The sequence below is a fragment of the Phytoactinopolyspora endophytica genome, from assembly GCF_004138495.1.
Classification (GTDB): domain Bacteria; phylum Actinomycetota; class Actinomycetes; order Jiangellales; family Jiangellaceae; genus Phytoactinopolyspora; species Phytoactinopolyspora endophytica.
In genome coordinates, this window is the sequence record NZ_ML142861.1 from 200091 (window position 1) to 204629 (window position 4539).

4 protein-coding genes are annotated in these 4539 nt (G+C 66.6%); all 4 read left to right on the forward strand.

The window, feature by feature from the left end; all coding sequences use genetic code 11:
* Positions 1-1116, forward strand: a 1116-nt coding sequence (locus ELR45_RS23215) for an ABC transporter substrate-binding protein (RefSeq protein ID WP_129668489.1), incomplete at its 5' end; no start/stop codon positions are given.
* Between the two features lie 130 nt (positions 1117-1246).
* The gene (locus tag ELR45_RS23220) at positions 1247-2197 is read left to right on the forward strand and encodes a carbohydrate ABC transporter permease (protein ID WP_129668451.1); all 951 of its coding nucleotides are present in this window, start codon (positions 1247-1249) and stop codon (positions 2195-2197) included.
* A 6-nt stretch (positions 2198-2203) separates the two neighbouring features.
* Entirely contained in the window at positions 2204-3109 is a 906-nt protein-coding gene (locus tag ELR45_RS23225; protein ID WP_129668452.1) for a carbohydrate ABC transporter permease, read from the forward strand.
* A 35-nt stretch (positions 3110-3144) separates the two neighbouring features.
* Positions 3145-4161: a LacI family DNA-binding transcriptional regulator gene (locus ELR45_RS23230; RefSeq protein ID WP_129668453.1), complete on the forward strand. Its 1017-nt coding sequence runs from the start codon at positions 3145-3147 to the stop codon at positions 4159-4161.
* Positions 4162-4539: the final 378 nt, after the last annotated feature.

Below are 4539 nucleotides of genomic sequence, written 5' to 3' on the forward strand. Positions count from 1 at the left end.
CACGAGCAAGACGGCGGTGAGCCCGTCGTCACCAAGGTGCTCACTGCCATCCGTGGCGGCAGCGGTGCGCCGGACCTCATGCAGGCCGAGTTCCAGGCGCTGCCGACGCTGATCGCCGGCGAGGCCCTCACGGACATCTCCGGCGAGGTTGACCCAAGCATCGCCGACGAGTTCCCAGAGGGGCTTTGGTCCCAGGTCACCCTCGACACGGAGGCCGTGTACGCGATCCCGCAGGACTCCGGACCGATGATGTTCTATTACCGCGAGGACGTCTTCGACGAGCACGATCTCGAGGTGCCGACCACCTGGGACGAGTATGCCGACGTGGCACGCGAGCTGCAGGAGAAGGATCCGTCGGCCTACCTCGGCACATTCTCGTCCGGCGACCCAGGATGGTTCGCCGGGCTGAGCCAGCAAGCCGGTGCGTCCTGGTGGGGCATCGAGGGCGACGCCTGGGCGGTCAACGTCGACGACGAGCCGACGCAACGGGTGGCAGAGTTCTGGGGCGGCCTGGTCGAGGAGGGCGTCATCGACAACAAACCGATGTACACGCCCGAGTGGAACGCGGCCCTCAACGACGGCACGCAGGTCGGCTGGGTCGGCGCGGTCTGGGCACCGGGCGTGCTGGAGGGAAATGCCGGCGACACCGAGGGGTTGTGGCAGATGGCACCACTCCCTCAGTGGGACCCCGACGCCCCCGCCACCGGCACGTGGGGCGGATCGACGACGGCGGTTACCAGTCAATCCGAGAACGTCGCCGCTGCCGTCGAGTTCGCCACCTGGCTGAACACCAGCGAAGAGGCGGTCAAGGCGCTGGTGACCGAGAGCGCCATCTACCCGGCGAACGTCACTCACCAAGCCGAAGCGCTGGCCGAGCCGCCGTCGTTCTTCAGCGAGCAGGCAGACTTCTACGAGCTGGCCGGGGAGATCGCCCAGACAGTCAACGGTTTCTCCTACGGCCCCAACGTCAACGTCGCGTACAGCGAGTATACGGACGAGTTCGCCGACGCCGCCGAGGCGCGCTCACAGCAGGCCTTCGTCGACGCCGTCACTGCGATCGACGAGACCACGTACGGCGACCTGGCAGACAGCGGCTACAACGTCGTCGAGAGATAGGACGTGAGGTTCCGGCGCATGGTTCAGACCGGCGCGGCCGTGCCGCAGGCGCCGGAGCCTCTCACGGCGCGCCCCTGCGTGCCCATCCCCACAACCATGCTCGCTACTCAGCACACTCACTGGAGATTCGATGGCTGCGACGACGACTGCGCCGCCGATCATCCATGATCAGCGAAGAAGGAGGCGCCGACGGGCAGCCGTGCCCTACGGCTTCCTCGCGCCCGCGATAACACTGTTCCTGCTGTTCCTCGCCTTGCCGATCGGCTACGCCCTCTACCTGAGCTTCCGATCGGTCGAGATGAGCGGGCTGGGCCTCGGCCCCGCGTCGCGGGCCGAAGTCTGGGCGGGCCTGTCCAACTACAGCGCCGCCCTCGACGATCCGGAGTTCCTCGGCAGCGTGGGCCGGATCCTGCTGTACGGCACCATCCTGGTGCCGACCATGATCGGGCTCGCGCTGATGTTCGCACTCATGCTGGACTCGCGCCGGTCCCGGGCGAAGAGTTTCTCCCGGATCTCGATCTTCCTGCCGTACGCGGTGCCGTCGGTCATCGCGTCACTGCTCTGGGGGTTCCTCTATCTGCCGGCTGTCAGCCCGTTCCACTTCGCCGCTGACAAGCTGGGCGTCGGGCTCCCAGACATCCTCTCCGCGAGAGGCGTGATCTTCGCCGTCGCGAACATCGCGCTCTGGGGCGGCGTCGGGTTCAACATGGTGGTTCTCTACACGGCTCTGAAGGCCATCCCAACTGAGCTGTACGAGGCAGCACGGCTGGACGGCTGCGGTGAGATCCAGATCGCTCGCCGGATCAAGATCCCGACGATCATGCCCGCGGTCATCATGACGACGCTGTTCTCGATGATCGCCACATTGCAGGTGTTCGCCGAGCCGACGACGCTACGGCCACTCACCAACACGATCTCCACGACGTGGACCCCGCTGATGAAGGTCTACCGCGACGCCTTCACCCGCGACGACATCTACTCGGCCGCGGCGACATCGGTCATCCTCGCGGTCGCGACGTTCGTGGTCTCGTTCGGGTTTCTCAGGTTGGTCCAACGTCGTGCGTTCGAGCAGGAGAGGTGACCGGTGATGTCCACGATCGCGACCGCGTCGGCGTCGGCCACGCCCACGACCGGGCCGTCCCGAACCGCGCGCCGCGGAGCGGGAGAACGGCCGAGCTGGCTGGCCACCGGGCTCCTCATGCTCGGCGCGCTGTACTGCCTTACGCCGGTGGCGTGGGTGCTCGTCGCCTCCACCAAGAGCGGCGCGGAGCTCTTCTCCACGTTCACGTTCACTCCGAGCACGCACCTGTTCGACAACATCGCCGAGCTCTCCGGGTACCGGGACGGGCTGTTCTGGCGCTGGATGCTGAACACGGCGCTGTACGCCGGTGTCGGAGCGCTGGCGTCGACGCTCGTCTCCGCGCTGGCAGGTTTCGCCCTGGCCAAGTACTGGTTCCCGGGCAAGCGCGTCGTCTTCAACCTGCTTCTCGCGGGCGTGCTGGTGCCCGGGGTCGTCCTGGCCGTCCCGCAGTACCTGCTTTTGGCACAGGTCGAGTTGACGAACACGTACTGGTCGGTGCTGCTGCCGAGCATCCTTAGTCCGTACGGCATCTACCTGGCCAGGATCTACACGGCAGCCGCCGTCCCGGACGACGTGATAGAGATGGCGCGCACAGAAGGCGCGCACGATCTGCGCATCTTCCGCGTCGTGGCCATGCCCATGATGCTGCCAGGGCTGGTGACGATCTTCCTCTTCCAGTTCGTCGCCATCTGGAACAACTTCCTGCTCCCGTTCATCATGCTCGGCGACGACCGGCTGTTCCCGCTGACGGTCGGACTGTCCGGACTGCTCAATCAGGGCGCATCCCAGCCGGCGTTGTACACCCTCGTGGTCACCGGTGCGCTGCTGTCTATCATTCCGCTGATCGCGCTCTTCCTGACATTGCAGCGCTACTGGCGGGTCGACCTGGCCGCGGGCGCGACCAAGAACTGACGCTCTATGCTGGCCGACACCGTATCCTCCCTGATGTGGGCAAAAGCGTGAACAGGTTGCGACGTCCCACCATCCGTGACGTCGCTGCGGCCGCCGGTGTCTCTCGCGGCACGGTCTCGCGAGTGCTCAACGGCGGCCATTGGGTGAGCCCGGCCGCGCTGGCCGCCGTCAACCGGGCGATCAAGGAGACGGGCTACTCGGTTAACCAGCATGCCCGCAGTCTCACCACGCGCCGGTCGAACTCGGTCGCCTTCCTGCTCACCGAGCCGCAGCACCTGCTGTTCGAGGACCCCAACTTCTCCGTGCTGCTGCGCGGTGCAACGCAGGCGCTGGCCGATCGGGAGATGACCCTGGTCCTGATGATCGCCGGCACGCCCGCGGAACGGCGTCGGGTGCAGGATTACCTGGCGGCCGGACACGTCGACGGCGTGCTGCTGGTCTCGACTCACTCCGGCAACCCACTGGTGGACAACCTGCTGCGGGCGGGTGTGCCCACCGTGGCGTGCGGTCGGCCGCTCGGGTTCGAGGGCCGGGTAGCCTACGTCGCCGCCGACGACCGCGACGGTGGCCGCCAGATGACCCGGCACCTGCTCGAACGAGGCCGACGCACGATCGCCACCATCACTGGTCCGATGGACACGCCCGGTGGGGTAGAACGGCTGGCCGGATATCGCGACGTCGTCGGTGACGACTACGACGAGACGCTGGTGGCGCACGGCGACTACGGCCGGGGTAGTGGGTACCTAGCCATGACGAGCCTGCTCGAACGCCGCCCTGACCTGGACGCCGTGTTCGTCGCGTCCGACCTCATGGCCGCCGGAGCACTCGGTGCGCTGGCGGAGCAGGGGCGGTCGGTGCCCGGTGATGTGTCCGTCGGCGGATTCGACGACACCGGCATGGCGGAGAATCTGTACCCGCGGCTGACCACCATGCGCCAGCCGTACGATCGGATCAGCTCGGAGATGGTCCGGCTTCTGCTCACCGTCATCGACGGCGAGAGTCCGGCCGCGATCACCGTTCCGACCACGCTGATCACCCGCCAGTCGACCTGATCGCTCGCCCGTTGGCTCGACCCTCACAGACGGCAAGGAACGGGTCATCCCAGGTTCATCGGTGTGGCGTCACCCGCCACTTACCCGCAGGCTGACCGACTCATGAGCACCAGCGCGCAACATACGGCAGTCATGACTCCTCACGCGCTCGTCATTACTCCTACGCGGACGACACGGTCGACGCCAGCTGCTGAGCGCTTGGCAGTTGCGTGCGAACCTCCTCCGGAGAAGGAACCGTGCAAGGTGGATCAGGAGCCTGCCCTCGAGATCTCTCTCCTTGAGTCCCTCGTCGCCTTCAAGGAACTCGAGCATGTAGGGATCACGTACCAGCTCCTGGACGGCTTCCCTCTCCTCCAGGGGCACCGTCCGCTCGAACGT